The sequence below is a fragment of the Corynebacterium sp. NPDC060344 genome, assembly GCF_042725215.1.
Taxonomy (GTDB): Bacteria; Actinomycetota; Actinomycetes; order Mycobacteriales; family Mycobacteriaceae; genus Corynebacterium.
In genome coordinates this window covers 1-25,823 of sequence record NZ_JBHXCS010000009.1, presented here as the reverse complement: position 1 = coordinate 25,823, position 25,823 = coordinate 1, and the positions used below count along the sequence as shown (strand labels likewise).

Here is a 25,823-nt window from a genome sequence, read left to right as displayed (position 1 = left end):
TGTCCTAACCCACCCGGTATGACGGGTGGGTTAAGTCATTCGAGGTGGGTTAGCCGGGCGGGGCTACTGGAACTGGCTGAGATCGATGCTCTGCAGCGGATCGGACTCGCGGGCGTCATCCTCCGGCGGCAGCGGGACCTCGCACAGGACCGTCGTCGCACCGGAAGGATCGGCGATCGTGGCCAGCGGGCCGAACTCGGTGTCCTGCACGGGAACGAGCACCTCGCCGCCGAGCTCCTGCGTGCGCAGGACGGCCTGGCCGATGTTCTCCACGCCGAGGTACGCGAGCCAACCGGTGAAGGAACCCTGGTCGCCCGGGCCCGCGGCCTGCGGACCTGCGACGAGACCCGCGAACGGCGCGCCGGCCTCCATCGCGATGGCGTAAACGCCCTGCTCGGTGCGGGCGCGCACGGCGACCTCCCAGCCGAAAAGCTCGTGGTAGAAGGACACGACGTCATCGAAACCCCCGACATCGCCGGCGATGAGCTCGAACCACACCGGGGCGCCCGGCTCGCCCGCCGCGACGAACGCCTGCTCGCCCGGCTGCTCCAGCAGGCCCACCAGCGCGCCGGCCGGATCGACGATGACCGCCATCGCGCCACCGTCGACCAGCGCCACCGGCTCGCGGACGACGTCGGCGCCCAGGCCGCGGGCCTTCTCCACGACGGCCGCAACATCGTCGACGTGGAAGTTGACGCGCCACTGGTCGGCGGTCGCGGCCGCGGCGGAATCAGCCTGGTCAGCGGCCTGATCGCTGGCCTGATCGGCGCCGAAAAGCACCGACACCGGCATGCCCATCAGCTTGGCCACACGACGGCCCTCGCCCTCGCCGGCCGCCGCGAACTCCCACCCCATCAGCTCGCGGTAGAACCGCTCCGACTTGCGGGGAGCGCTGGAGACCAGATCGACGCGGACGGGCATTCCGAACTCGGCGGGGAAAGCGGGCATGAGGATCCTCCACGGGTACTGCAGACACATCTGCGCGGGGGTTCGCGCACGTCGGGCCATGCTACCGGAGGCCCCGCCGCACACGGCCCGCAGCCGTGGGGACATCCGCCACGCGTACACGGCCCGCAGCCGCGTCGACTCCCGCCACGCGTACTCCGGCACCGGCCGACGGCGCTGCGGGACACACAGCGCCGATTTTACGTTTTCGCTGGTCAAGGACGCGGTAACCGTCGTCAAGCAAGCCGGAACGGACTGCGGGGAGAACCTGAGAGGGACCTATTCAATAACGTCCCGTGCGTGGCCGTCGAACGAGCCACGCACGGGATGAGATTGAACTTTTGGCCCCTCGATTCTTCAATCTCAGCCCGTACGTCCCCCTGGAACGAGCCACGTACGGGACGAAATTGAATCGATGGGGTGCCACCAACGGTTTATCGGGGTTGATCCGGGACGGTGGCGGCGAACAGGAGAGGTCGCCGCCTAGACCTGGACGTTGCGCCACTTCTCCGGATCGAAATCGTCGTCGGCGGTGGCCTCGTCGAAGTAGTCGTCGTCGATGTCCTCCGGGCGCGCGACGCGGGCGGCGGCACCGGCGACGGACACGACGTCGCCCGGGTGCAGCTGGCGGCCGCGGCGAGTGTCGACCTCCCCGTTGACCTCGACCTGCCCCTCGGCGATGACCTCCTTGGCCAGGCCACCGGTCTCGACGAGGTTGGCCAGCTTCAGGAACTGGCCCAGACGGATGGACTCGTCGCGGATGGCGACATCATAAGGTTCCATGCCCCCAGCATGGCACGCTTTTCGGGCCGCGAGCGACACACGGCCGAGCAGGCGCCGGCGCCGATAAGTAGACCACCCGGTTCGTATTTGCGGGAACTTGTTTGCCCATCAACCAAACGCGCAGTTCCACCCCTTGCCGCCGTGTCGGAAGTTGACAGACCGTTCGGTCTATTCAAAGATGAGGGCCATGTCTTCCGCCGTCTCCACGACACTCAGCGCCTTCCCCGCCGACGCCACGGCCGCGTCCACCGGGAACACCGGCGCCGCATCGTCGACGGCACCGACCCTGACCACCCACGCCCCGGTAACGACGCTGCCGGTCGCCGACATCGACCCGACCGCCGCGTTCCGCCTGCCCACGTCGCCGGCGGCCCGGCTGCATCACCAGATCCGCCTGCAGTGGCCGATCACGCGCCCCGAGTTGGCGGCGTCGACGGGCCTGTCGCAGCCGACGGTGGCGCGCGGGGTCACGGCGCTCATCGACGCGGGCCTGGTCGAGGAGCGCCCCGACCTGATCACGGGCACCGGCACGGGCCGCCCGCGCACGCCGCTGGCCCCGGCGAAGTCGCCGTGGCTGCACGTGGGCGCGCATTTGGGGCTGCGCACGACGCACATCGCCATCTTCGACACGGTCGGCCGCGTCCTGCGCGAGACGGATCTGGATCTGCCGCTGGACGCGCTGGGCCCGGACGAGGCCATCGATTCGATCATCGCGGGCATCCACCGCCTGCGCACGGGCATCGCGCGCCCGCTGCGCACGGTCGGCGCCGCCCTGTCGGGCCATGTCGCCGCGGATGGCTCGGTGACGTCGCGGTCGTACGGGTGGGGCAAGACGGACCTGGTCGGGCTGCTTTCCGACGGTCTCGGCCTCCCCGCCCTCGCCGCCCCCGACGTTGCGGCCATGGCCGCGTCCGAGCTGGCCGCCACTCCGCTGCGCCCCGGCGGCGGGCACTTGCCGACCTCCCTGTACTTCTACGCCCGCGAGCTCATCGGCCTGGCGTGGACGGTCGATGGCGCGGTGCATCGCCCCGCGCACGGGGATGGCTCGATCAGCCACCTGCGGCCGTCGGAAAGCGATCTGCTCGGGGGCGCGACGCTGCGCGAGGCCGTCGGCTCGACCGGCGTGCTCGCCTCCGCCCGCGAGCACGGCGTGCGCGCGGGCACGATCGCCGAGCTCATCGCCGCCGCGAACTCTGACGCCACCGCCCGCGCCATCCTCGACGAGCGCGCGCGGCTGCTGGGGCTGGCGGTGGCCGGCGTCGCCGACATCGTCGATCCCGCCCACGTCATCCTCGCTGGCGCGGCGTTCACGGACGATGCCGTTGGCCTGCGCGTCACCGCCCGGACCATCGCCGCGAACTCCCCGGTGCGCCGCGACATCCGCGTCTCCCGCGCCCGCGGAACCATCACCCGCGACGCCGCCCGCGCCGTGGCACTCGACCCCCTGCACACCGACCCGCTGAGCCTCGCCTGAGCCGCGTCCGGCACAATTGGCGCCCATGTCCGAGGAAAACGCTGGACCGTCGCCGGCGGCGAACCCGCCGTCGCACGGCACCGACTGGGGAGTGCCGGACACCGACGGCAGCCACAGCCGGCCCCCGAGGCGCACCAACCGGGTCGCCGCCGCCTTCGCCACGTTCGCGTCCAAGTCGCCGGAGCGGCCGCCGCTGCTGCACATCCTCACCGCCACCGTTGCGGTGACGCTGCCGCTGCTCATACTCGGCGCCGCCGCCGACGCCACCCACCTGGCGCTGCTCATCCCGCCGATGGCCGCCACCGCGGCACTCATCGTCGGCGGCCCCGACCTGCCGCTGGCGCAGCCGCGCAACGTGATGCTGGGCCACTTCATCGGCGGCATCATCGGCCTGGCGCTGGCCGCGTGGTTCGGCGGATCGGTGCTGGTCGGCGGGCTCGCCGCGGGCGTGGCCTTCGGCGTCATGCTGCTGCTGCGCTGCGCACACTCGCCCGGCGCGGCCACCGCCATGCTGGTGGTCACGCTGCCGCCGGAGTTCCCCGCCCGCTTCATGCTCGTGCTCATGGCCTCGGGCGTCATGGTGATCACCGCCGGGCTCGTGGCCAACCGGGTCCGACGCCTGCAGTACCCCGCCTACTGGTGGTGACCCCTCCCGCACCGTCGTGAGGGGGCGGGGCGGTGGGCGTCGCAAAGCAACGGCCGGGCAACAACCCAGGGAAGTTTGCCACCCGAAACCGTGAACGGGTCTACGCTGGCGCCCACAGGCCGTAAGTCCCGTTCACCTCGCGGATGCGGGACCGGCGGCGAACCAGCCCCGACTCCGGAAGCGACGGTGATCGACGTGTCCGCCAGCAACGACCGCAAGAAGAAGAACAAGAAGGCGCAGGCCAAGCCCAAGAAGGTTCAGGCCAAGAACAAGGCCGAGCCCAAGCCCAAGAAGAAGGCCCCCGCCCACGACCCCGCGGCCATGCGCCCGGGCGTCCCCGGCCCCGAGCCCGCCGCCTACGCCGAGCCGACCGACCCTCGTGCGCCGCTGCCGCCGAAGGACGACCAGACCTCGCCGAAGCCGGCAACGCCCACCGGCTGCCCGGTCCACGCCGACCGCCCCGACTTCGCGCAGCAGGGCGAGTACCTGACCACCCCGCAGGGCGTCCGCCGCGCCGAGACCGACCACTCGCTCAAGGCCGGCGCCCGCGGCCCGGTGCTGCTGCAGGACCACCACTTCCAGGAGAAGCTGCAGCACTTCGACCGCGAGCGCATCCCGGAGCGCGTGGTCCACGCCCGCGGCGCCGGCGCGCACGGCGTGTTCCGCTCCAATGGCAAGGCCGCCAAGATCACGCGCGCGGGCTTTCTCAAGGAGGGCGCGGAAACCCCGGTCTTCGTGCGCTTTTCGACGGTCGCCGGCTTCCGCGGTTCCATCGACACCGCCAGGGACACCCGCGGTTTCGCGGTGAAATTCTACACCGACGAGGGCAACCACGATCTGGTGGGCAACAACATCCCGGTGTTCTTCATCCAGGACGGCATCAAGTTCCCGGACGTCGTGCACTCCGTGAAGCCGCAGATGGACCGCGAGATCCCGCAGGCGCAGTCGGCGCACGACACCTTCTGGGACTTCGTGTCGCTGCACACCGAGACGACGTTCCACACGATGTGGAACATGTCCGACCGCGGCATCCCGCGCTCGTACCGGATGATGGAGGGCTTCGGCGTCCACACCTTCCGCCTGATCAACGACGCCGGCGAGACGTCGCTGGTGAAGTTCCACTGGAAGCCGAAGCTCGGCGTCCACTCGCAGCTGTGGGAGGAGGCGCAGCTCTCCGGCGGCGCCGACCCGGACCTGCACCGCCGCGACCTGGCCGACGCCATCGAGGCCGGCGCCTTCCCCGAGTGGGACCTGGGCGTGCAGGTGTTCCCGGACACCCCGGAGGAGACCTTCGAGGGCATCGACCTGCTCGACCCGACGAAGCTGGTGCCGGAGGAGCTCGCGCCGGTGGAGATCATCGGCACGATGACCCTCAACGGCAATCCGACGAACTACTTCGCAGAGACCGAGCAGGTGGGCTTCTGCCCGTCGAACATGGTCCCGGGCATCGAGACCACCAACGATCCGCTGCTGCAGGGACGCCTGTTTTCCTACAAGGACACGCAAATGCACCGCCTGGGCGGGCCGAACTTCACGCAGCTGCCCATCAACCGGCCGCATGCGCCGGTCAACGACATGCAGCGCGACGGTTTCGGCCAGCATGCGGTGCCGGGCGGGGCCAGCGCGTACCACCCGAATTCCGTCGACGGCGGCTGCCCCTTCCTCGCCGACCCGGAGACCGCGGGCGGCTACATCGAGGTGCCGCAGGAGATCGCCGACGCGATCAAGACGCGCGAGAAGCCGGCGAGCTTCCACGATCATTTCTCGCAGCCCCGCCTGTTCTGGAAGTCGCTTTCCGACGTCGAGCGCGACCACATGATCGACGCCTACACCTTCGAGCTGTCCAAGTGCTTCGACGAGACCATCCGCCGCCGCGTGGTCGCCGAGGTTCTGGCGCACATCGACCAGGAGCTGGCCGAATCGGTGGCCACGGGCCTGGGGCTGCCGGCGCCGGAGCCGGTGAAGGATCTTCCGGAGCCCGAGCCGTCGCCGGCGCTGTCGCAGATCCGCGGCCCGTTCCCGCTGGACGGCCGCCAGGTGGGCATCATCGCCGATGACACCACCGACGCGAAGGCCCTGGAGAAGCTGATCACGGGCATCGACGAGGCGGGCATGGTGCCGCTGGTCATTGCCGACCACGCCGGGCGCCTGGGCACGAAGAAGAACGGCGGCGGCTCGGGCACAGCCTCGGGTCCCGTGGTGCAGCGCACGACGTTCAACACCCGGTCCATCGAGTTCGACGCGGTCATCGCCGCGGCCGACGTCGATGCCCCGGAGATCGCCGTGCTGCTGGGCGAGGCGTTCCGCCACCTGAAGGCCATCGCGGCCTTCGGCGACGGGCAGAAGCTGGTCAAGCGCCACGTCGACGCGAAGGCGCCGGGCATCGTCATGGCCGACTCGGGTGCGAAGGCGCTGAAGTCGCTGCTCAAGCTCATGCCGGAGCACCGGGTGTGGGATCGAGCGTGAGCCGGACCCCGCACCACCGCACCACCCTGCCGCTGCCCGGTTCGGGCGACACGGCCGCGCGGTTCCTCGCCCTGTGGGAGGGCTGCCGCGCGGACGTGTCGGAGGGCCGATTGGCGGAGGCCGACCACGACGCCGACGCGATCCTCGCCGAGATCGGCGACGGCCGCCGCGTCGCCGACGGCGAGTTCTGGGGCGTGTGGGCCGCCGAGCCGCCGCACCCGGTGCTCGAGGCCCGGCGCGACCCTGCAGCTTCCGGCGCCTGGCTCCTCGACGGCGTGAAGCCGTGGTGTTCGGGCGTCGGCCGGTGCACGCATGCGCTGGTCACCGCCCGCGTCGACGGCGAGCCGCGCCTGTTCGCCGCCGACCTGCGCCATCCCGGCGTGACCGGCACGGCGGACAAGTGGGTCAACGCCGGCATGGCGGCCACGGACACCGGGGAGGTCACGTTCGATTCGGTGCCGGCCGTCACGGTCGGCGGGCCGCGCGATTATCTCGATCGCGCCGGTTTCTGGCACGGCGGCATCGGCGTCGCGGCGTGCTGGCTGGGCGGGGTCGCGGGGCTTTACGACGTCCTGGCCCGCACCGCATCCCGCCACGGCAAGCCCCACGCCCTGGCGCATCTTGGAGCGGTGGACGCGGCGTTGTCGGCGGCGCGGTGGATGATCATCGGAGCCGCGCACGAGATCGACGCGAGCCCCGACGATGCCGATGCCGCACGGATCCGCGCGCTGCGGGTGCGGACGATGGCCGACCGCATGTGCGCCGACGTCATGGACCACGTCGGCCGGGCGATCGGCGCGGGGCCGCTGGCCCATGACTCCGAGGTGGCGCAGAGGTTCGCCGATGTCGCCGTCTACACGCGGCAGTGCCACGCCGAACGCGACGAGCAGTGGCTCGGCGAACTGAGGTTGGCGGCGGATGATGCCGCCGGGGACGGGGACGAAGACGGAGACGGCGGCGCAAAGGGCGGCGAACGATGAGCGTTCCCAACGGGCCGCGGCTGGCGGCCACCGATGACGCCGGAGTGACCACTGCCGGCCAGTGGCGCGAGGCGCTGGCCGAGCACCCCGCTCCGGCGATTGCGCTGGACGCCGGCCGCCTGGTCGTCGTCGCCCCTCACCCCGATGATGAGGTCCTCGGCCTCGGTGCGACCATGGCCGCCCGCTCGGCGAGGTCGGCGGAGGCGTTGGCCGAGGTCACGCCGGGCGCGGATGGTTCCGGGGCGCTCACTTCCGATGTGGTCGTCTGCGTCTCCGATGGCGCCGCGTCGCACCCGGGGGAGGTGGCCGAGGGGGAGATGAGGGGCCGTCGTCAAGCGGAATGCGAGGACGGCGCGCGCGAGCTCGGGATCGACCTGCGGATGCTGGGCTTGCCCGATGGCGGGCTCGACGCGACGGCGGTCGACGCCGCGCTGCACCCCGCGCTCGACGAGCTGGAGCCGGCGACGGTGGCGGTGACGTGGTCCGGCGACGGGCATCCCGACCATCACGTGTGCGCCGAGTCGGTGCGCCGCTGGTGGGAGGGGCGCCGGGGCGGCGGCGACGGGTCCGGCGCGGCCGTGTCCCTGCTCGAGTTCCCCGTGTGGATGTGGCACTGGGCCAAGCCCGGCGACCCCGACGTGCCGTGGGCGCGGTTGCGGCGCGTGGGACTGTCGCACCTGGTCGGGGTGATGGGCGGTGACAGTGGTGCCAAAAAGAGCCACGCCGACATCGTCGCCGATGCCTTCGCCCACAAGCGCCGGGCGCTGGCGGCGCATGCGTCGCAGTTGGCGCCCCAGTCCGATGCGCCGGATGCGACGGTGATCCTGCCGGAAGCCGTGGTCGAGCGCTTCTTCCTCGGCGACGAGTGGGTGTTCACGCCGTGAGCAGGGACTACATGGACCGCGACTACTTCGAGGGCATCTACGCCAGCGGGCCCGACCCGTGGGGCTTCGAGACCAGCGACTACGAGCGCCGCAAGTACGACCTGACGCTGGCGGCCCTGCCCCGCCGCCGCTACCGCCGCGCGCTGGAGCCGGGCTGTTCCATCGGGGTGCTCACCGCCGATCTCGCGCGGCTTTGCGACGCCGTCGAGGCGTGGGAGCCCATCGCAGCTCCCCGCACCGCCGCCGACGAGCGCACCCCGGACCACGTCACCGTGCGCGACGCCGTCCTCGGGGAGTCCGCGCCCCTGCCCGGCGAGGCGATCGACCTGATCGTGTTGTCGGAGGTCCTCTATTATCTGCCGGCGGAGGGGCTGGAGGTGGCCGTCGACAAGCTTCTTGACCAGGCAGAACCCGGCGCCGACATCGTCGCCGTGCACTGGCGCCACCCGATCGAGGGCATGGAGCTCGACGGCGATGGCGTGCACGGGCGGCTCGCGGCGATGGAACGTCTCGACGTCATCGGCACGTGGACCGAGGCGGATTTCCGCATCGGCGTGCTGCGGCTGCGCTGATCTGCGCCGAGCGGGCAGCCCCCGGATCAGGCCCCGTCGGCGGCGAGCGCGTCGAGGTAGCCGGACATGCCGCCGCCGGTGCGCCGCGACACCCGCGCGGAGGTGACCACGCGGCAGTCGGACACGCGCACGACCTGCGCCCCGGACGCTTCCAAGCGCGCCACGAGGTCGACGTCCTCGGACTCCGCCAACGGCCTGAAGCCGCCGACCCATCCATACGCCGACCCGCGAACGCCCAGGTTGGCGCCGTGCACGTGGTCGTGGCCGGGCGCGTCGAGGTAGAGCTTCTCGAACATCGGCCGCACCACCCCGGGCCGCTGCCCCCAATCGGCGACGCCGATGGTGCCGACGACCGCGTCGGCACCCGCATCGGCGTGCGCCAGCTGCGCCGCGAGCCACCCCTCGTCGACGATCGTGTCGGCATCGGTGTGCGCCAGCCACACGTCGCCGCGCAGGTCGCGCGGGTCCACGCCGGTCGCGCGGGCGGCGCCGACATTGCGGGCGTCGATGGTCCGCTTGACGACGCCCACCCCTCCCCCGCCCGCCGGCACCTCCCCCGAGGTGCCGTCGGTGCAGGCGTCGAGGATGACGCGGATCTCCGTGGGCAGCGACGTCGCGCGGGCGGCGGCGAGCACCGAGTCAACGCAGGCGGCGATGAACTCGCGCTCGTCGTGGGCGGGGATGACCACGACGATCCGGGAGATGGGTCGGGGCGCGGCGGTGCCATCTGCGTTCATGGCCACCCACTTTCCGACGCCGCGGGGCATTTCCCCGCCTCATTGGTAAATATACTTCACCACACCGAACGGCGGCGGGGCCGCTCCCGGGGCAGGGGCGGGATGGGCGGGGCGGTGGACGTCGCAAAGCATGCGGACCGTTAGTGCATTTTGGTCAACACTCTGGTTTCGGCGGCCACAAAAGGCCAGGTGGTCACAAGTGCTACTCGGGAGCGTTGACCATATGACACGACGAGCTCCGCGCCGCGCCCCACACACCCGGCCCCGCACGCCCTCCGGCATTTTATTCCGTATCCCGGTTGCGTAATATCTTTCCCATGACCCCGCCCTCCACGACCGCCCGCCCACACCGCGCCTCCTGGCACCGGAAAGCGGGGCGGCCGGTGCGGTGGTGGTTCGCGGCGATCATCGTCGCCGCGATGATCCACCCCTTCCTCGCGGAGGGGCGCTGGCTGATGGTGCACCTGTTCACGCTCGGCGCGGTGACCAACTCGATCCTCGTGTGGGGCCGGCATTTCACCGAGAAATTGCTGCGCATCGGCGTCCCCGCCGAGGCCCGGCGCGTCCAGCTCGCCCGGATTTACCTGCTCAATGGCGGCATCGTGGTCACCATCGCAGGCAAGCTCGGCGGGTGGTGGCCGGTGACCGTCGCCGGCGCGACCGTCGTCGGCCTGGCGGTGGCGTGGCACGCGGTGTCGCTGGGGCGCGACCTCGCCGCCGGGCGCGAGCGGCCCTTCGCGGTATCGGTCGCCCACTACGTCGCGTCCGCCTGCCTGCTGCCGGTCGGCGCCGCGTTCGGGGCGCTGTTGGCGTCGCCGGCGGGTGAGTCGCTTCACGACGGCCTGCTCCTCGCCCACGAAGCCGTCAACCTCATCGGCTTCCTGGGGCTTGCCGCGTCGGGCACGCTGATCACCATGTTCCCGGCGCTGTGGCGGACGAGGATGTCGCCGCGCTCCCACCCGAAAGCATCGCTGGCGGTGCAGCTGGCGGGCATCGCCGTGACCACCGTGGGCGCGCTTGCGGGTCTGAACTGGGCGGCGTCGGCGGGCCTGGCCATCATCGCCGCGGGCTGGATCATCGCGGCGGTGCCGTGGGCGCACAACGTCATCGCCGTGGCGAAGGATCCCCGCGACCGCCTGTCCTACCCCGCACTGTCGGCCGCGGCGGCGGTGGCGTGGCTGATCGGCACGCTCATCGCTGCGTCGGCGATGGCCCTCGACGACGGGTTCGTCATGTCCGCGCTGACTCTTCCGCTGCTCATCGGCTTCGGCGCGCAGCTGCTCATCGGCGTGATGAGCCAACTCCTCCCCGCCACCATCGGCGGCGGTGCCCGCGCGGTGAACGCCGGCATGGCGGAGCTCGATCGGGCGGGGGCGTTCCGGTGGGCGATCATCAACGGCGGCCTGGCGCTGTGGCTGCTGCCGCTGCCGTCGTGGACGAAGGTGGCGCTGTCGCTGCTGGTCGGTGCCGCGTTCGTCTCCTACCTGCCGCTGGTCGCCCGCGCCGCCAAAGCGCAGGTGGCGGTGCTCAAGGCACGGCGGACAGGGCAAACGCAGCAGGTGGGTACCGATGGCGCCGGCGGGATGAGCGAGCCCCTCGAGCTGACCCGCCGAGACGATGAGCCGACGTCCGGATCCCGACGCCTCGGCGCGCAGACCACGGCGGCGCTGGCGGTGCTGGCGCTGGTCACCACCGTCGGCGTGGCATTGTCCGGCGGCGGGATGGGCGGCTCAGCAGGGATCGGCGGCTCCGGCATCTCGGCGGCCGCCGACGTCACCCCGACCGGCGAGACCGTCGAGGTCACCGTCACCGCCCGCGACATGGCCTACGAGCCCAACGTCATCGAGGCCAATCCCGGCGACCGACTGGTGATCACCATGGTCAACGCCGACGAGCAGGTCCACGACCTGCGCCTGGCCACCGGCGAGGACACCGGCCGCGTCGCCCCCGGTGACTCCGCGACCATCGAGGTGCCCGTCGTGCCCGGCGACGTCGACGGCTGGTGCACCATCGCCGGCCACCGCCAGATGGGCATGACCCTGACCATCGACGCCGGCGGCCCCGCATCCTCTGACTCCTCTGACGCCTCCGACGCCGCCAACTCCGCGGCCGGCTCAGGCCACGGCGGCCACACCAACCACGGCTCGGGCGCCAACTCCGCGGCCGCCGATCACGCGACGCCCGGCGCGCTCGGCACCGTCGGCGAGCTTCCCGGCCCGGACTCCCCCACCATCGACCCGATCCTCGACGCAGCACCCGACGCAGACGTCCACGAGATCACCCTGCGCGCCAGCGAATTCACCGGCTACGCCGCCCCCGGCATCGAGCAGGAGCATTGGGTCTACAACGGGGCCCCGCTCGGCCCGACGCTGCGGGGCAAGGTCGGGGACGAGTTCGTCGTCACGCTCATCAACGACGGAACCATGAGCCACTCCGTCGACTTCCACTCCGGCATGGTCTCCCCGGACGCGCCGATGCGCGACATCGCCCCAGGCGAGCGCCTCGAATACCGCTTCCGCGCCGAGCACGCCGGCATCTGGCTGTACCACTGCGCCACCGTGCCCATGAGCCACCACATCGCCGCCGGGATGCACGGCGCCGTCATCATCGACCCGCCGGACCTGCCGCCCGTCGACCACGAGGTGCTGCTCGTCCAGTCCGAGGGCTACTGGGGCGACGCCGGCCCCGACACCGCCAAGGTCATGGCCGAGACGCCCGACGCCTACCGCTTCAACGGCTACCCCGACCAGTACCTCGCCCACCCCATCCGCATCCGCGCCGGCGAGACCGTGCGGTTCTGGCTGCTCGTCGCCGGCCCGAACAAGGGCATGAGCTTCCACGTCGTGGGCACGCAGTTCCACCGCATGTACAAGGAAGGCGCATTGCAGCTTGACGACGGCCCCGGCGCAGGCCAGGCGCTGTTCCTCGCCGCGGCACAGGGCGGGTACGTCGAGGCGCGCTTCCCCGAGCCGGGCACGTACACCTTCGTCGATCACCAGATGGTGCACGCCGAGATGGGCGCCCGCGGCCACGTCATCGTGGAGTAGCGGCGGGCGCGGGGGTCTCAAAGCAAAAGGCCTGGGCCGTCCCCGTTAGTGCCGGATTCCTCCAATGTATATTTCAAGCCATACTCGGACCTGCGCCTTTGCCGATCCCCGCGAAAGTCTGGAGTATCCGAGCACTAACTCGATCAGCGGCGCGGCCCCCGCAGCCAATCAGCGACCGTCAACGCCACTCCGCCGATGGCGGTGGCCAGAGCGATGGCTCCGTAGGCCATGGCACGGCTGGTTTTCGCCTCGATGGCGGTGGCGCCCATGCCGCCACCCGAATCGACGAGCATTTCCATGGAATACATGCCGTTGATAATGCCGATCACGCACGCGATCGAGACGCAGAACAGCGCGAGCGCCAGCCAACGCGCGGGGGTCACGCCAGCTTCACGGCGGTGCCGGACACGGTCACCATGAGCATGCCGTTGTCGGCGCCGAGCACCTCGTAGTCCAGGTCGACGCCGACGACGGCGTCGGCGCCCAGCGCCTGCGCGCGCTCGTACAGCTCGGCCAGCGCGGTCTCGCGGGTGGACTCGAGCTCCTTCTCGTACGCCTGCGCGCGCCCGCCGACGAGGTTGCGGAAGCCGGCGCCGAGGTCCTTGAACATGTTCACGCCGGAGATCGCCTCGGAGGAGACGATGCGGATGTAGTGGGCGATCTCGCGGCCCTCGACGGTGGGGGTGGTGGTCATGATCATGGCGCCGAGCATACGCCCGCAAACGCCGCCGCGCCCCGGGTGAATCCGGTGCACGGCGGCGTCTCTGCCAGCGGTTTTGCTACACGCCCATCGGCATGTCGGCGGGCTCGACGGCGCGGGGCAGGTTCGACTCGCCCATGAGGTGGCGGTCGACGGCCTCGGCGCAGGCACGGCCCTCGGCGATGGCCCACACGATGAGGCTGGCGCCGCGGCCGTTGTCGCCGGCGACGAAGACGGGGCCAGTGAAGGCGTCGTCGTACAGCGCATCCGGGACCACCGTCGCGCGGTAATCGTCGTCGCGGACCATGCGGCCGCGCTCGTCGAAGGCGACGCCCAGCTCGGCGACCACGCCGCCGCGCTCGGGACCGGTGAAGCCCAGCGCGATGAGCACCAGGTCGGCGTCGATGTCGAAGTCGGTGCCCTTCATGGGCACGCGGCGGCCCTCGACGACGGCGACCTCGTTGGCCGACAGGCCGGTGACCTTGCCGTCCTCGCCGTGGAAGGAGACGGTGTTGGCGTTGAACACGCGCTTGCCCAGCGTCTCGCCGGACACGCGGGCATCCAGGCCCAGCGCCGCGGTGGCCTCCGGCGGCTCGGAGCCGGAGATGACGTACTCGCCTTCCTCGTGCGCCGTGGCCACGCGCCACACCAGCGGGAACATCGGCCACGGGGTCGACGCCGCACGGGAACGCGGGGCGCGCGGGCGGATGTCGAACTGCGTCACCGACGCCGCACCCTGGCGCAGGGCGGTGCCGAAGCAGTCGATGCCGGTGTCGCCGCCGCCGATGACCACGACGTTCTTGCCCTTGGCGTCGATCTCCGGGGACAGCTCCTCGCCGTCGGCCTGCGCCGCGGCGACGCGGTTGGCGTGCGGCAGGTAGTCCATCGCCTGGTGGATGCCGTCGAGGTCGCGGCCGTCGACCGGCAGGTCGCGCGGCAGCGTCGCACCGGTGGCCAGCACCACGGCGTCGAAGTCGGCCAGATCCGCGGCGCTGGGCGAGACGCCGCAGCGGAACTCGGTGCCCTCGGCCTCCATCTGCTCCAGGCGGCGGTCCAGGTACTGGGCCTCCATCTTGTAGTCCGGCACGCCGTAGCGCATGAGGCCACCGGGCTTGTCGTCGCGCTCGAAGACGGTCACCGCATGCCCGGCGCGGGTGAGCTGCTGGGCGGCGGCCAGGCCGGCGGGGCCCGAACCGATGACGGCGACGGCCTGGCCGGTGTCGAAGCTCGGCGGGATCGGCTCGACCCAGCCCTCCTCGAAACCGCGCTCGGCGATGGCCAGCTCGATGTCCTTGATGGTCACGGCGTCGTCGTTGATGGCCAGGACGCAGCCGCCCTCGCACGGCGCCGGGCACAGGCGACCGGTGAACTCGGGGAAGTTGTTCGTCGCGTGGAGGCGGTCGAACGCCTCGCGCCACCGGTCCTGGCGCACCAGGTCATTCCACTCGGGGATGATGTTGCCCAGCGGGCAGGCCGAGTGGCAGAACGGCACGCCGCAGTCCATGCAGCGGGTCGCCTGGGTCTCGATGTGCCCGGGGGCGGGGTGCTCGTGGACTTCCTTCCAGTCCATCAACCGCAGCGGAACGGGGCGGTGGGCCGGCTCCTCGCGGCGGTGCTTCATGAATCCCTTGGGATCAGCCATTGTTCACTGCCTCCATGATCGCTTCGTTGACGTCCAGGTTCTCTGCTTCCGCGCGGGCGACGACGTCGAGCACGCGGGCGTAGTCGCGGGGCATGACCTTGACCATCGACGCGGGGTCGGCGTCGGCGGTGGAGCCGGTCAGCTCGCGGTGGCGGCCGATGATTCCGGTGAGCCATTCGATGTCGTCCGCGTCGGGTTCGAGCAGGTCGACGAGCTCGGGGTTGATGCGGCGGGCGACTTCGTCGGCTTCGGAGGCCTTGAGGAAGGCGATGCCGCCGCTCATGCCGGCGCCGAAGTTGCGGCCGACGGAGCCGAGGACGACCACGCGGCCGCCGGTCATGTACTCGCAGCCGTGGTTGCCGATGCCCTCGACGACCGCGGTGGCGCCGGAGTTGCGCACGCAGAAGCGCTCGCCGACGGTGCCGCGGATGAAGATCTCGCCGCTGGTCGCGCCGAAGCCGATCACGTTGCCGGCGATGGTGTCGGTGGCGGCATTGGCCGTCGGCGGTGCCGACTTCGAGGGCTTGACGACGATCCGGCCGCCGGACAGTCCCTTGCCCACGAAGTCATTGGCGTCGCCCTCCAGGACGAGCTCGACGCCGGAGGGCACGAAGGCGCCGAAAGAGTTGCCGGCGGAGCCGGTGAGCTCCACGCTGAGCGAGCCGTCGTCAAGCCCCTTGGCGCCCGTGGCGCGCGTGACCTCGTGGCCCAGGCGCGTGCCCGTCGACCGGTCGACGTTGGAGATCGGGTACGTCAGCTTCAGCGGGCCGGCCGAGCCGGACGCGCCGCGTCGGGCGGCCATGAGCAGCGCCGACGAATCGGCGATGATCTGCTGGTCCAGGGTGCCCTCCAGCCCGTGCTCCTGGTCCTTCGTGCAGCGCGGGTCCTGCTCCATCCACGGGCTCTCGGCGACGTGGAGGATGCGGTCGAGGTTGAGCTTCGCCGCGCGCGGCAGCTCCGACAGATCCGAGCGCGGGCGCAGGCACTCGGCGTGGCCCACGGCCTCGTCGATGCTGCGGAAGCCCAGCTCGGCGAGGTATTCGCGGATCTCCTCGGCTATGAAGGTGAAGAAGTTGACCACGTGCTCGGCGCGGCCCGTGTACTTCTTGCGCAGCTCCGGGTTCTGGGTGGCGATGCCCACGGGGCAGGTGTCCAGGTGGCAGACGCGCATCATGACGCAGCCCTCGACGACCAGCGGCGCGGTGGCGAAACCGTACTCCTCGGCGCCGAGCAGCATGGCCACCATGACGTCGCGGCCGGTCTTGAGCTGGCCGTCGCACTGCACGCGGATGCGGTCGCGCAGGCCGTTGAGCATCAGCGTCTGCTGGGTCTCGGCCAGGCCCAGCTCCCACGGGCCGCCGGCGTGCTTGAGGCTGGTCAGGGGCGAGGCGCCCGTGCCGCCGTCGTGGCCGGAGATGAGCACCACGTCGGCGTGGGCCTTGGACACGCCCGCCGCGACGGTGCCGACGCCCAGCTCGGAGACGAGCTTGACGTGGATGCGCGCGTTCGGGTTGGCGTTCTTCAGGTCGAAGATCAGCTGCGCCAGATCTTCGATGGAGTAGATGTCGTGGTGCGGCGGCGGGGAGATCAGGCCGACGCCCGGGGTGGTGATGCGGACCTCGGCGACCCAGGGGTAGACCTTCGACGGCGGCAGCTGGCCGCCCTCGCCGGGCTTTGCGCCCTGGGCCATCTTGATCTGGATGTCCGTGCAGTTGGACAGGTAGTGGCTGGTCACGCCGAAACGGCCCGAGGCGACCTGCTTGATCGCGCTGCGGCGCCAATCGCCGTTGGCCTCGCGGGCGAAGCGCTTCGGGTCCTCGCCGCCCTCGCCGGAATTCGACATCGCGCCGAGGCGGTTCATGGCGATGGCCAGCGTCTCGTGCGCTTCGGCGGAGATGGAGCCGTAGCTCATCGCGCCCGTCGAAAAGCGCTTGACGATGCTCGACACCGGCTCGACCTCGTCGATCGGCACCGACGGGCGGTCGGAGACCATGTCGAACAGGCCGCGCAGGGTGGCCAGGCGCTTGGTCTGGTCGTCGACCTTGCGGGTGTAGTCGCGGAAGACCGCGTACTGCCCGGTGCGCGTGGCGTGCTGCAGCGTGAAGATCGTCTCCGGGTTGAACAGGTGATACTCGCCCTCGCGGCGCCACTTGTACTCGCCGCCCAGGTCCAGGTCGCGGTGCGCCTGCTCCTCCGGGCGAGGCAGGAAGGCGCTGCGGTGGCGGGCCTCCACGTCGGAGGCGACCTCGTCCAGGCCGACGCCCTCCAGCGGGGAGGTCGCGCCGGTGAAGTACTCGTCGAGGAAGTCCTGCGCCAGGCCGATGACGTCGGCCAGCTGCGCGCCGCGGTACGACTGCACCGTGGCGATGCCCATCTTCGACATCACCTTGAGCACGCCGCCGGCGGCCGCGCGGCAGTAGTTCGAGCACGCCTCGTCGAGGTCGAGGTCGCCGAGCTGGTTCTTCATGCGCAGCTCGTCGATGGTCTCGAACGCCATGTACGGGTTGATCGCGTCGGCGCCGAAGCCGATGAGCATGGCCATGTGGTGGACCTCGCGGGCGTCGCCGGCCTCGATGATCAGCGAGGCGCGCGAGCGGGTCTTCTCCGCCACCAGGTGGTGGTGGACCGCCGAGGTCAGCAGCAGCGACGGGATCGGCGCGAAGCGCTCGTCGGACTCGCGGTCGGACAGCACGATCAGCGACGTGCCGCGGTCGATGGCCTCGGAGACCTCGCGGCGCACGCGGCGGATGGCGTTGCGCATGCCGCGGCCGCCCTGGGCGACCGGGTACAGGCCGGAGATGACCGCCGACTCGAAGCGGGAGAAGCGCTCGTCCTCGTGGGCGTCGACCAGGGTGACGAACTCGTGATTGTCCAGGATCGGCTGGTCCAGGCGGATGCGGCGGGCGGCCTCGGCGGTCGGGTTGAGCACGTCGGCCTCCGCGCCCAGCAGCGTGTACATGCTGGTGACGGACTTCTCGCGGATGGAGTCCAGCGGCGGGTTGGTCACCTGGGCGAAACGCTGCGAGAAGAAGTCGAACAGCATCCGCGGCCGGTTGGACAGCGCGGCGATGGGGGTGTCGGAGCCCATCGAGCCCAGCGCCTCGGCGCCGGTCAGCGCCATGGGGCGGATGATCAGGTCGACGTCTTCCTCGGTGATGCCGAAGACGCGCTGGCGCAGCACCGCGCGGCGGTGCGGCATGTACTCGTAGCGCTTCTGCGGCAGCTCCGGCGTGGTGACCAGCCCGTCCACGACCCACTGCTCGTACGGGCCGGTGGCGGCGAGCTCGGCCTTGATCTCGGAGTCGTCGATGATGCGGCCGGCGGCGGTGTCCACCAGGAACATCTGGCCGGGGCGCACGCGGGTGCGCTGGACGATGTGCTCCGGCGCGATGTCCAGGACGCCGGCCTCCGACGCCATGACCACCAGGCCCTCGTCGGTGACCCAGATGCGGCCCGGGCGCAGCCCGTTGCGGTCCAGGGTGGCGCCGATGACGGTGCCGTCGGTGAAGGCCACCGCCGCCGGGCCGTCCCACGGCTCCATCAGGCAGGAGTGGTACTCGTAGAACGCTCGGACCTCCGGGTCGAGGTCGTCGTCGTGCTCCCAGGTCTGCGGGATCATCATCATGACCGCGTGCGGCAGGCTGCGCCCGCCCAGGTGCATGAGCTCCAGGGCCTCGTCGAAGCGGGCGGTGTCGGACCCGTCGGGGTCGCACACCGGCAGGACGCGGTCGATGTTGCCCAGCTCGTCCGAGCGGATCAGGGCCTCGCGGGCGCGCATCCAGTTCTCGTTGCCGCGCACGGTGTTGATCTCGCCGTTGTGCGCGACCATCCGGTACGGGTGCGCGAGCGGCCACGAGGGGAACGTGTTCGTCGAGAAGCGGGAATGGACGATCGCCAGCGCGGACGTCAGCTCCGGGCGGCGCAGGTCACCGTAGAAGCCCGCCAGCTGCGGGGTGGTCAGCATGCCCTTGTAGACGATCGTGCGGCTCGACAGCGACGGGAAGTACACCGTGTCGCCGCCGGCGCCCTGGCCCGCGCCGCGGTCGCCGAGCTCGCGCTCGCAGCGCTTGCGCACGAACCACACCTTGCGGTCGAGGTCGATGCCGGTGAGCTGGCGGCCGTCGCGGCCCGTGGCGGAGACGAAGATCTGGCGGAACACCGGCATCGCGTCGCGGGCCATCGAGCCCAGCGCGGAGTCGTCGACGGGCACGTCGCGCCAGGTGATCAGCTCGACGCCCTCTTCGGCGCAGATGTCCTCGACCGCGCGGATGGCGTCGAGGGTGGCCATGCGCGCCTGCGGCAGGAAGGCGATGCCGGTGGCGTACGCGCCGGGCTCCGGCAGCAGCACGCCGGCGTGCGACAGTTCGGCGCGGTAGAAGGCGTCGGGGATCTGCATGAGAATGCCCGCGCCGTCGCCGGTGTTCTTCTCCGCGCCGGCGGCGCCGCGGTGGTCGATGTTGACCAGTGCCTGGATGGCCTTGTCCACGATGTCGCGGCTGGCGCGGCCGTGGATGTCGGCGACGAAGGCGACGCCGCAGGCGTCGTGTTCGCGGGAGGGGTCGTACAGGCCCTGGCGCGCCGGGCCGGACGCGAGGGTGGTCGCGGCCGCGCCGGTGCGGCGGCTGTCGTTCGGGCTCGTGGCGTCGGTCATTGCCGGCCCCTTTCGTGGCTGGTGTCCTCTCGGACCTCATGGGCGTTTCGTGTCGCGTGCGCCGCGTCCGGTGGGTGCCCGGTGGCGGTGCGCGCGTGGCTTCGTACAAGCAGCTTCGGTGGTCGGGGCCGTAATGACATAACCGAGCCCCGGCCATTTTCGCAGGTCACGCGACCACTGTGACATGGGACACAATCTTGTTCCGGCCTGATTACCGCCGGGCAACCACCGTTTAACCCCGCCGAAACAAACCGGGGGTGGCGCCGGTGCCCGCATCTCTCCCCCGGCGCACGCCCCGAGCCACCCTTCGAACACGCGGGCCAATTCCGCGCCACCCGCCCGCGGGGCCGTCCGGGCGGTGCCATAGGGTCACGGCATGTCCTCCCGCAGCCGCCCCTCCGCACGCCCGCGCCGCTTGTCCGCGGCGCTCGCGGCAGTGGTTGCGGCGGGCGTGGCCCTGTCCGGCTGTGCGGTCGTCGACGACGATGGCTTTGCGACGTCGCTCGACGACCTCCTCGGCGCACCTTCTTCTTCCGACGCATCTTCGTCCGGCGCCGACTCCGGCGCTGACTCGGCGACCGGTTCTGACACAGACTCCCCCGCAGGCTCAGCGCAGGCGCCGCAGCCCAACGACGCCTCCGCGGATCCGCCGCCTCCCGCGCCACTCGACCCGGGCGCCGCACCCGGTGGAGGGGCGGATGGAGGGGGCGAGGGGGCGTCGCAAAGCAATGGAGCGGGACCCCTGGGCGCGATCCGTGCCCAGCTGTCCCAGCTCCAGGTCAAGGGGCGCGCGCCGAAGACGGGGTACGACCGCGTCCTGTTCGGGCAGCGCTGGTCCGACGACGTGCCAGTGGCACTGGGGCGCAACGGCTGCGATACGCGCAACGACATCCTGCGGCGCGATCTCGTCGACGTCGCCATCAAGCCGAACACCAACGACTGCGTGGCGCTGGCCGGGACGCTGCACGACCCGTTCACCGGCGCCGCGATCCCGTTCGAGCGGGGGTCGCGGACGTCGAGCGCCGTGCAGATCGACCACGTCGTGGCCATGTCCGACGCCTGGCAGAAGGGCGCGCAGGGCCTCGACGAGGAGACCCGGCGCGCGTTCGCGAACGACCCGCTGAACCTGCTCGCCGTCGACGGGCCATCCAACCAGCGCAAAAGCGACGGCGACGCCGCGACGTGGCTGCCGCCGAACTCCTCGTTCCGCTGCCAGTACGTGGCGCGGCAGGTGGCCGTGAAGCACCGCTACGGACTGTGGGTGACGCCGGCCGAGCGCGAGGCGCTGGACCGCTGGCTGGGGACGTGCGCTCCCGTCGATGATGCCGCGCTCGCCGCGCTCGTCGAGGGCGCGGTGGCGGAGCGGCGGTAGGTAGGTGCGGTGGCGATGGCGCACCGGCGTACGGTCGCTCACCGAAGTGATTTTCCTCGAGTGCAATGTCTTGCAACGTCCAAGGACGGAGGGGCCAATGAAGTCGATCAAGTACACCACCCTTCGATTCGGGCGCGTCGAACTCGCGTCGGATTCCCTGGGCACGAAGCTCCGGGTGATCCAGCATGAGAGCCCTCGTCGCTGGTCGGTACCGGGCAGCAGTACCGATGTTCCGATCGACGAAGGACGCCGCCACTGGACACGGGAGGAAAAGGTGGCGCTGAGCGGCCTGGCACTCGAACGGGCAGCCGACGTCCTCGACGCCGAGTACCCCGGGGGCCATGCCCAAGCGACCGCCGACCTACTGGAATGGCTGCTCGCCGAAGGCCCCTCCTGAGACAATCGCCGTTCACCCCCGCATGGTGGCTCGGTTCTTGAAATAGTGTCATCTGGATCACAAAGGCCGGTAACGTGAAGTCATGGACACCAATGACGACGCCACCCGATCCCCGCAGCACGGCGACGACGTCGCCATGAAGAACACCGAGCGGGCCGACGACATCGACAAGGTCGCCGCCGCGGCCGCCGCCGAAGACACCGCACCCGAGGACGGCAGCTCCGGCGCCCGCCCCGGCCGGGACCGTGACAGGGACCGCGACCGGGATAAGAAGGACAAGCCCGAGACCGTCGGCAAGGGCCCCGCGAAACTGCCCACCGAGGCCGATCCGGCCGTGGCCAAGGACCTGCAGAAGCTCCTGGACGGCAAGTACGCCGAGGACCGCGACCGCGTCCGCGCCATGCTCGACGACGAATTCTTCCGCCCGCAGTACGGCCTTCCCCTCGACGAGGCCCGCGAGGCCGTCCTCGCCCGCCTCGAGCGCCTGCGCGACACCGGCATGCCCAAGGGCGTGTTCAGCGCCGCCCACGGCGGCACCGGCGAAATCGGCGCCACCCTGACCGGCATGGAGATGGTCGGCCACGCCGACCTCGGCGTGATGGTCAAGTCCGGCGTGCAGTGGGGCCTGTTCGGCGGCGCCGTCGAGGCGCTGGGCAGCGACCGCCACGTGGGCCTGGTGCCGCAGATCATCAACCTGGACCTGCTCGGCTGCTTCGCCATGACCGAGCGCGGCCACGGCTCCGACGTGCAGAACCTGGAGACCACCGCCACCTATGACGCGGAGACCGACGAGTTCGTCGTCCACTCCCCCAGCATGTCGGCGCAGAAGACCTACATCGGCAACGCCGCCCGCCACGGCCGCATGGCCGCCGTCTTCGCGCAGCTGCACACCCCGGGCAGCGCCACCGACGCCAACCACGACCCCGCCGAGTCCCACGGAGTGCACTGCATCCTCGTGCCCATCCGCGACGAGGACGGCAACCCCATGCCGGGCGTGACCATCGGCGACCACGGCTACAAGGGCGGCCTGCCCGGCGTGGACAACGGCACGATCCTGTTCGACAACGTCCGCGTCCCGCGCGAGAACCTGCTCAACCGCTTCGGCGACGTCGACGAGCGCGGCAACTACTCCTCGCCGATCGAGTCCCGCAACCGCCGCTTCTTCACCATGCTGGGCACGCTGATCCGCGGCCGCGTCTCCGTCGGCGCCGCCGCCGGCGCCGCGACCCGTTCGTCGCTGGCCATCGCCCTGCGCTACGCCACGCGCCGCCGCCAGTTCGAGGGCGTGCCGGGCAACGAGAAGCGCCTCATCGAGCACCGCTCGCACCGCCTGCGCCTGCTGCCGCGCCTGGCCCGCTCCTACGCGCTGGCGCTGCTGCAGAACCAGATCATCGAGCGCCTCGACGAGCAGGACAGCCTCATCGCCGCCGGCGAGTGGAACGTCGCGGAGCCGACCGACGAGCAGCAGTGGAAGCAGCGCGAGATGGAGTCCCGCGCCGCGGCGGTGAAGGTGGCCGCGACCCGCCACGCCACCGACACCATCCAGGAGTGCCGCGAGGCATGCGGCGGCGCCGGCTACATGTCGGAGAATCTGCTGACCATCCACAAGGCCGACTCGGACGTGTTCACCACCTTCGAGGGCGACAACAAGGTGCTCATCCAGATGGTGGGCAAGGAGCTGATCACGGCCTACGCCCGCGGCCTGTCCGACCTCGACCCGATGGGCATGCTGCGCTTCGGCGTGGAGAACGTCGGCGACATCCTCCGCCGCCGCACGCCGCTGGCCCGGTCGGTGCAGACGCTCATCGACAGCGTCACCGACCGCGAGGAGACCGACATCTTCGACGCCGGCTACCAGGTCAAGCTGTTCGAGGACCGCGAGTCCAACCTGCTCAAGTCGCTGGCCCGCCGCCTCAGCGGCGCGAAGAAGATGGACATCGAGGATGCCGTCGCCGCCGTCGACGCCGCCCAGGACCACCTCATCGCCTGCGGTTGGGCCCGGGTCGACGCGATGCTCCTGGAGGCCCTCGTCGAGGCCGAGGCCCTGCTTGACGACGGATCGGCCGCCAAGGACGTCTTCGTGCAGATCCGCACGCTGTTCGCCTTGACCACCATCGACGCCCACTCGGGTTGGTACCAGGAGCAGCGCGTGCTCAACGGCCTGCGCACCAAGGCGGTGCGCGCGGCGATCAACGACCTCGTGGATTCGCTGGGCCCCTGGTCGAACGTCCTCGTCGATGCGTTCGCGATCCCCGACGCACTGGTGTCGGTCCCCATGCTGGACGACGCCGGGGTGGATCCGCGCGAGACGTCGTAAAGCAATCGCCCCGGGAACCGGGCCCGCGGGAGACCAGCCCGCGGACGGCCGGGGACGCGGCGACAGTTGTGTTGGGCGACGGAATTTTCTGCGATCCGTCGCCCTTCGCGCGTCGGTGGACTACGCTGCAACTGCAGTGACGCCTGTGGCGGAAGTTGCCTACAGCGCACCCGAACGCGCCCTTTTTGTGACCGGCGCGTAACATTTCAGCCCATAATTCAGATGTCCCTCGTAGCATGTGTGCGACGCGCCACTTTTTGCGGAACTCCCCGGCTCCGTATTAGTTTGACTGTCAAACAAGCTGGCCGCCCGCCGCACCACGATGAATAACACCGTTTCCCCGCGAAGCGACCAGCCCGCAATCCCCCTTGGAGGAACAGACACAATGACCGCCGAGATCAACACCGCACCGAAGCTGCCGCTGCAGTTCAAGGTCAACACGATCGCGAAGTCCGTCGCCCCGCTGATCAAGTCCGGCGCGCTGTACATGACCCCCAAGACCGCGCCGTTCTGCCTGAAGTGCGTCAAGCGCTGGGGATTCGCCGTCGGCGGCCTGATCACCATGAGCGCCCACCGCTACCCCGACCGCCTCGCGCTGGTCGACGACGAAGGCGAGCTCACCTACACCGAGCTGCGCGACAAGGCCTGGTCGCTGGCCCGCGCCCTCAAGGACCGCGGCATGGGCTCCGGCTCCCGCTTCGGCATCGTCGCCCGCAACGGCCGCGGCATCATCCTGCCCATGTCCGTCAAGGGCCTGCTCGGCGCCGAGATCATGATCATGAACATCGGCTCCTCCGCCCACCAGATCTCCGGCCTGCTCAACGAGACCAAGATCGAGTACCTCTTCATCGACGAGGAGTTCCTCGACCGCGTGCCCGAGGACATCGGCGACACCACCATCGTGGTCACCCACGTCTTCGACAAGAACAACCGCCCCGACGTGCCCGAGGGCTACCTGTTCATGGACGACCTCATCGAGGCCGACGGCACCTCCGAGCTGGAGGAGAAGCCGGAGCAGGGGCGCATCATCATCATGTCGTCCGGCACCACCGGCATCCCCAAGGGCGTCCTGCGCAACGAGCCCAAGACCCCCGCGACCCTCGGCGCCGTCACCGACCGCATCCCGTGGCGCCGCAACATGGTCATCCACCAGTCCGCGTCGATGTTCCACGCCTGGGGCTGGGCCAACGTCATCGTCGCCATGGTCACCGGCGCGACGCTGGTCACCCAGCGCCAGTTCGAGCCGAAGGGCGCGCTGGAGCAGTTCGACAAGTACGGCGTCAACGGCCTCGTGTCGGCGGCGATCTTCCTGCGCATCCTCAACGACTACCTCGACGAGAACCCGCGCCCGAACCCCGGCCCGTTCGAGTTCATGGTCTCCTCCGGCAACGCCATCCCCGCGTGGCTCGTGTCGGCGCTGACCAAGCGCTTCGGCCCCGTGGTCTGCAACTTCTACGGCTCCACCGAGGCCGGCCTGACGTCCATCGCCTCCGGCCCGGAGCTGGCGGAGCGCCCGGACACCGCCGGCCGCCCGGCCATCGGCGCCCGCGTGCGCATCCTCGACGAGAACGACAACGACGTCCCCGTCGGCGAGATCGGCCGCATCCACACCGCCCAGGAGCTGGCGTTCACCGGCTACATGGCGCAGCAGCGCGACAAGTTCCGCACCGTCGACGGCCTGCTGGAGATCGGCGACCTGGGCCGCATCGACGAGGACGGCTTCCTCTACGTCTGCGGCCGTTCGGACGACATGGTGATCAAGGGCGGCGAGAACACCTTCCCGCGCGAGGTCGATGAGGTGCTGGGCGCCCTCGACGGCGTCGAGGACCTGCACACCGTCGGCGTGAACAACACGAAGACGCTGCTGGCGGAGCTGCACACGTTCGTCATCCGCAAGAAGAACGAGGCCGGCGACGCCCTCGATCCCGACGAGATGCGCCAGGTCGTCCGCGAGAACCTCGCCGAGCACTCGGTGCCGGAGCACATCCACTTCGTAGATGATCTGCCGCGCAACGCGACCGGCAAGGTCGTCCCGCGCCTGCTTCCGGTCCCCGAGCAGGACTAGCGGCGCCACCACCACCGGCAACGCCGGCACCGCCACCACCGCCGGCACCGCCGGCAACGCCGCCACCTCCGGCAACGCCACCCGCACCCGCAGAAAGACGCGGGGTGGACGGTTAGACGTGGTCGACCACGTCTAACTGTCCACC

18 protein-coding genes are annotated in these 25,823 nt (G+C 70.7%); 11 read left to right on the top strand and 7 right to left on the bottom strand.

Annotated elements, in window-relative coordinates:
• Positions 1 to 63: 63 nt before the first annotated feature.
• Complete coding sequence (locus tag ACFWGD_RS10695) at positions 64 to 948, bottom strand: VOC family protein (RefSeq protein ID WP_377778686.1); 885 nt, start codon at positions 946 to 948, stop codon at positions 64 to 66.
• A 480-nt stretch (positions 949 to 1,428) separates the two neighbouring features.
• Positions 1,429 to 1,728, bottom strand: coding sequence for an RNA-binding S4 domain-containing protein (locus ACFWGD_RS10690; protein WP_377778685.1), 300 nt, complete (start codon positions 1,726 to 1,728; stop codon positions 1,429 to 1,431).
• A 187-nt stretch (positions 1,729 to 1,915) separates the two neighbouring features.
• Between ACFWGD_RS10690 and ACFWGD_RS10685 the strand changes: the two genes are divergently transcribed.
• The 6 genes from ACFWGD_RS10685 to ACFWGD_RS10660 all read left to right on the top strand — a co-directional run bounded on the left by ACFWGD_RS10685 (position 1,916) and on the right by ACFWGD_RS10660 (position 8,750).
• The gene (locus ACFWGD_RS10685; RefSeq protein WP_377778684.1) at positions 1,916 to 3,202 is read left to right on the top strand and encodes an ROK family protein; all 1,287 of its coding nucleotides are present in this window, start codon (positions 1,916 to 1,918) and stop codon (positions 3,200 to 3,202) included.
• A gap of 25 nt (positions 3,203 to 3,227) precedes the next feature.
• Positions 3,228 to 3,848, top strand: a complete 621-nt coding sequence (locus ACFWGD_RS10680) for an HPP family protein (RefSeq protein ID WP_377778683.1) — start codon at positions 3,228 to 3,230, stop codon at positions 3,846 to 3,848.
• A 321-nt stretch (positions 3,849 to 4,169) separates the two neighbouring features.
• The gene (locus ACFWGD_RS10675; protein WP_377778734.1) at positions 4,170 to 6,314 is read left to right on the top strand and encodes a catalase; all 2,145 of its coding nucleotides are present in this window, start codon (positions 4,170 to 4,172) and stop codon (positions 6,312 to 6,314) included.
• Complete coding sequence (locus ACFWGD_RS10670; RefSeq protein ID WP_377778682.1) at positions 6,311 to 7,294, top strand: acyl-CoA dehydrogenase; 984 nt, start codon at positions 6,311 to 6,313, stop codon at positions 7,292 to 7,294. Before ACFWGD_RS10675 ends, ACFWGD_RS10670 begins: the two co-directional genes overlap by 4 nt.
• Positions 7,291 to 8,178 carry a PIG-L deacetylase family protein gene (locus ACFWGD_RS10665; RefSeq protein ID WP_377778681.1) on the top strand — a complete coding sequence of 296 codons (888 nt, stop codon included), beginning with the start codon at positions 7,291 to 7,293 and terminating at the stop codon, positions 8,176 to 8,178. Before ACFWGD_RS10670 ends, ACFWGD_RS10665 begins: the two co-directional genes overlap by 4 nt.
• Positions 8,175 to 8,750 (top strand): class I SAM-dependent methyltransferase, encoded by a 576-nt coding sequence (locus tag ACFWGD_RS10660; RefSeq protein WP_377778680.1) that lies wholly within the window; start codon positions 8,175 to 8,177, stop codon positions 8,748 to 8,750. The genes ACFWGD_RS10665 and ACFWGD_RS10660 overlap by 4 nt, the downstream gene beginning before the upstream one ends.
• Positions 8,751 to 8,776: 26 nt before the next feature.
• Here the strand turns inward: ACFWGD_RS10660 and ACFWGD_RS10655 are convergent, their stop codons facing one another.
• Positions 8,777 to 9,487, bottom strand: coding sequence for a glycosyltransferase (locus tag ACFWGD_RS10655; protein ID WP_377778679.1), 711 nt, complete (start codon positions 9,485 to 9,487; stop codon positions 8,777 to 8,779).
• 317 nt (positions 9,488 to 9,804) lie between these two features.
• Between ACFWGD_RS10655 and ACFWGD_RS10650 the strand changes: the two genes are divergently transcribed.
• Complete coding sequence (locus ACFWGD_RS10650; protein WP_377778678.1) at positions 9,805 to 12,534, top strand: multicopper oxidase domain-containing protein; 2,730 nt, start codon at positions 9,805 to 9,807, stop codon at positions 12,532 to 12,534.
• Between the two features lie 143 nt (positions 12,535 to 12,677).
• Here ACFWGD_RS10650 and ACFWGD_RS10645 read toward each other — a convergent pair whose 3' ends face one another.
• From ACFWGD_RS10645 to gltB, 4 genes are all read right to left on the bottom strand, one after another.
• On the bottom strand, positions 12,678 to 12,917 hold the full coding sequence (locus ACFWGD_RS10645; protein WP_377778677.1) for a hypothetical protein: 240 nt from the start codon (positions 12,915 to 12,917) through the stop codon (positions 12,678 to 12,680).
• A complete protein-coding gene (locus ACFWGD_RS10640; protein ID WP_377778676.1) occupies positions 12,914 to 13,234 on the bottom strand; it encodes a heavy metal-binding domain-containing protein in 321 nt (106 codons plus the stop codon). The genes ACFWGD_RS10645 and ACFWGD_RS10640 overlap by 4 nt, the downstream gene beginning before the upstream one ends.
• Before the next feature lie 79 nt (positions 13,235 to 13,313).
• Positions 13,314 to 14,876 (bottom strand): glutamate synthase subunit beta, encoded by a 1,563-nt coding sequence (locus ACFWGD_RS10635; RefSeq protein WP_377778675.1) that lies wholly within the window; start codon positions 14,874 to 14,876, stop codon positions 13,314 to 13,316.
• Positions 14,869 to 19,527 (bottom strand): glutamate synthase large subunit, encoded by a 4,659-nt coding sequence (gltB, locus tag ACFWGD_RS10630; RefSeq protein ID WP_377778674.1) that lies wholly within the window; start codon positions 19,525 to 19,527, stop codon positions 14,869 to 14,871. Before gltB ends, ACFWGD_RS10635 begins: the two co-directional genes overlap by 8 nt.
• Positions 19,528 to 19,903: 376 nt before the next feature.
• Here gltB and ACFWGD_RS10625 point away from each other — a divergent pair, with 376 nt between their 5' ends.
• The 4 genes from ACFWGD_RS10625 (at position 19,904) to ACFWGD_RS10610 (ending at position 25,678) form a co-directional block, all read left to right on the top strand.
• Positions 19,904 to 20,899: an HNH endonuclease family protein gene (locus ACFWGD_RS10625; RefSeq protein WP_377778673.1), complete on the top strand. Its 996-nt coding sequence runs from the start codon at positions 19,904 to 19,906 to the stop codon at positions 20,897 to 20,899.
• A 97-nt stretch (positions 20,900 to 20,996) separates the two neighbouring features.
• Complete coding sequence (locus tag ACFWGD_RS10620) at positions 20,997 to 21,296, top strand: hypothetical protein (protein WP_377778672.1); 300 nt, start codon at positions 20,997 to 20,999, stop codon at positions 21,294 to 21,296.
• Positions 21,297 to 21,378: 82 nt separating this feature from the next.
• Positions 21,379 to 23,613: an acyl-CoA dehydrogenase family protein gene (locus tag ACFWGD_RS10615; protein WP_377778671.1), complete on the top strand. Its 2,235-nt coding sequence runs from the start codon at positions 21,379 to 21,381 to the stop codon at positions 23,611 to 23,613.
• Between the two features lie 385 nt (positions 23,614 to 23,998).
• Entirely contained in the window at positions 23,999 to 25,678 is a 1,680-nt protein-coding gene (locus ACFWGD_RS10610; RefSeq protein ID WP_377778670.1) for an AMP-binding protein, read from the top strand.
• Positions 25,679 to 25,823 lie beyond the last annotated feature (145 nt).

What these genes read in the sequence shown, in the direction of transcription:
- ACFWGD_RS10695 (WP_377778686.1), bottom strand. Translation starts at nt 948, where the DNA reads ATGCCCGCTTTCCCCGCCGAGTTCGGAATGCCCGTCCGCGTCGATCTG.
- ACFWGD_RS10690 (WP_377778685.1), bottom strand. Translation starts at nt 1,728, where the DNA reads ATGGAACCTTATGATGTCGCCATCCGCGACGAGTCCATCCGTCTGGGC.
- ACFWGD_RS10685 (WP_377778684.1), top strand. Translation starts at nt 1,916, where the DNA reads ATGTCTTCCGCCGTCTCCACGACACTCAGCGCCTTCCCCGCCGACGCC.
- ACFWGD_RS10680 (WP_377778683.1), top strand. Translation starts at nt 3,228, where the DNA reads ATGTCCGAGGAAAACGCTGGACCGTCGCCGGCGGCGAACCCGCCGTCG.
- ACFWGD_RS10675 (WP_377778734.1), top strand. Translation starts at nt 4,170, where the DNA reads ATGCGCCCGGGCGTCCCCGGCCCCGAGCCCGCCGCCTACGCCGAGCCG.
- ACFWGD_RS10665 (WP_377778681.1), top strand. Translation starts at nt 7,291, where the DNA reads ATGAGCGTTCCCAACGGGCCGCGGCTGGCGGCCACCGATGACGCCGGA.
- ACFWGD_RS10655 (WP_377778679.1), bottom strand. Translation starts at nt 9,487, where the DNA reads ATGAACGCAGATGGCACCGCCGCGCCCCGACCCATCTCCCGGATCGTC.
- ACFWGD_RS10650 (WP_377778678.1), top strand. Translation starts at nt 9,805, where the DNA reads ATGACCCCGCCCTCCACGACCGCCCGCCCACACCGCGCCTCCTGGCAC.
- ACFWGD_RS10640 (WP_377778676.1), bottom strand. Translation starts at nt 13,234, where the DNA reads ATGATCATGACCACCACCCCCACCGTCGAGGGCCGCGAGATCGCCCAC.
- ACFWGD_RS10635 (WP_377778675.1), bottom strand. Translation starts at nt 14,876, where the DNA reads ATGGCTGATCCCAAGGGATTCATGAAGCACCGCCGCGAGGAGCCGGCC.
- gltB (WP_377778674.1), bottom strand. Translation starts at nt 19,527, where the DNA reads ATGACCGACGCCACGAGCCCGAACGACAGCCGCCGCACCGGCGCGGCC.
- ACFWGD_RS10625 (WP_377778673.1), top strand. Translation starts at nt 19,904, where the DNA reads ATGTCCTCCCGCAGCCGCCCCTCCGCACGCCCGCGCCGCTTGTCCGCG.
- ACFWGD_RS10620 (WP_377778672.1), top strand. Translation starts at nt 20,997, where the DNA reads ATGAAGTCGATCAAGTACACCACCCTTCGATTCGGGCGCGTCGAACTC.
- ACFWGD_RS10615 (WP_377778671.1), top strand. Translation starts at nt 21,379, where the DNA reads ATGGACACCAATGACGACGCCACCCGATCCCCGCAGCACGGCGACGAC.
- ACFWGD_RS10610 (WP_377778670.1), top strand. Translation starts at nt 23,999, where the DNA reads ATGACCGCCGAGATCAACACCGCACCGAAGCTGCCGCTGCAGTTCAAG.